This is a genomic window from Xanthobacter autotrophicus, assembly GCF_029991245.1.
Lineage (GTDB): Bacteria > Pseudomonadota > Alphaproteobacteria > Rhizobiales > Xanthobacteraceae > Xanthobacter > Xanthobacter autotrophicus_C.
In genome coordinates this window covers 1-1,110 of record NZ_JAIVFO010000303.1, presented here as the reverse complement: position 1 = coordinate 1,110, position 1,110 = coordinate 1, and the positions used below count along the sequence as shown (strand labels likewise).

3 protein-coding genes are annotated in these 1,110 nt (G+C 63.5%); 1 reads left to right on the top strand and 2 read right to left on the bottom strand.

What is annotated here, in order from left to right:
• On the top strand, positions 1 to 295 hold a 295-nt coding region (locus K9U41_RS22905), incomplete at its 5' end, for a type II toxin-antitoxin system RelE/ParE family toxin (protein WP_282643140.1).
• A gap of 223 nt (positions 296 to 518) precedes the next feature.
• Here K9U41_RS22905 and K9U41_RS22900 read toward each other — a convergent pair.
• The gene (locus K9U41_RS22900; RefSeq protein WP_282643139.1) at positions 519 to 923 is read right to left on the bottom strand and encodes an OsmC family protein; all 405 of its coding nucleotides are present in this window, start codon (positions 921 to 923) and stop codon (positions 519 to 521) included.
• 8 nt (positions 924 to 931) lie between these two features.
• On the bottom strand, positions 932 to 1,108 hold the full coding sequence (locus K9U41_RS22895; RefSeq protein WP_282643141.1) for a thioredoxin family protein: 177 nt from the start codon (positions 1,106 to 1,108) through the stop codon (positions 932 to 934).
• Positions 1,109 to 1,110: the final 2 nt, after the last annotated feature.

The window sequence follows — 1,110 nt, the reverse complement described above, 5'->3', positions numbered from 1 at the left end:
GGGGGGGGGAATGAGCTACCGGCTTCGACCACAGGCCGAGGCGGACATTGAAGCCATCGCCCTTTACATTGCCGAGGACAATCCTTCGGCGGCCCGACACTGGTACGAAGATATTTACCGCCGTTGCCAGCAGATCGGGGAGATGCCAGGCATCGGCGTTGCGAGGCCGGAGGTGCGGCCTGAGCTGAGGAGCCTCCCAGCCGGCAACTACCTGATTTTGTACCGCCAGATCGACGAGGGGGCGGAAATCGTCCGTGTCGTGCACGGCGCACGACAATGGGAAGATCTGCTCTAGATCGCGCCCGCGGATGGCTGCCAGGCAGGGCTGGAGATGATCCTTTGTGGACCTCGGAAACGTCTGCTTGTGGATGCCTAGCAGAGCATTACCGCCGAAAGGGTATGCCGATCTCCGTGCTCACCGGGTGCCGGTGCGCACGTTTCGTTTCGTCATGGACTTGGCCTTTCATGGATCACGACTGATCGCATGCGCGCTGGCGGGGTCCGCACGCCCACGACGCTCATGCCTTCCTTCGGATGGTCCCGTCCAATCGGGTTGCTTCCGCCACGGTGTTCGAAATCGTGCCGTACTTGCGGACGTTGGTGTGGAGCAAAGCCAGGCGCTGCTCCGTCTCGTCCGTATCGATGATCAATTCGTAATCCACCGAGACGATCTTCGGCGGCGCGTCCTGCCGAACGGCGTGGAGCGTGACATCCACCCCGCGCAACTCGAAATTCAGCATCGGGGTCACCCGCTCGATGCCCTTGATCATGCACGCCGCGATAGCCGCCAGGAACAATTCCGCCGGGTTGAACGCATCGGCGCGTCCGCGGACGTCGGTGTCGAGGGTGATCTCGGCCTCCTTGGTGCGGGCGAGGCTGCCGTGAGCGTCGATGCGCGCCGCGCGAACCTTGTATTCCAGCATGGCAGTGCTCAAGCCGCGAGCCAGCGGGCGACATCGTCCGGCTTCGGCAGACCACCCGCATGCACCACCTTGCCGTCGATGACGATGCCGGGGGTCGAGGCGATGCCGTAGCCGGCGATCACCGCATAGTCGGTGACCTTTTCCACCGTGACGTCGAGCCCGAGCTTGGCCGCTTCATCCCGCACCA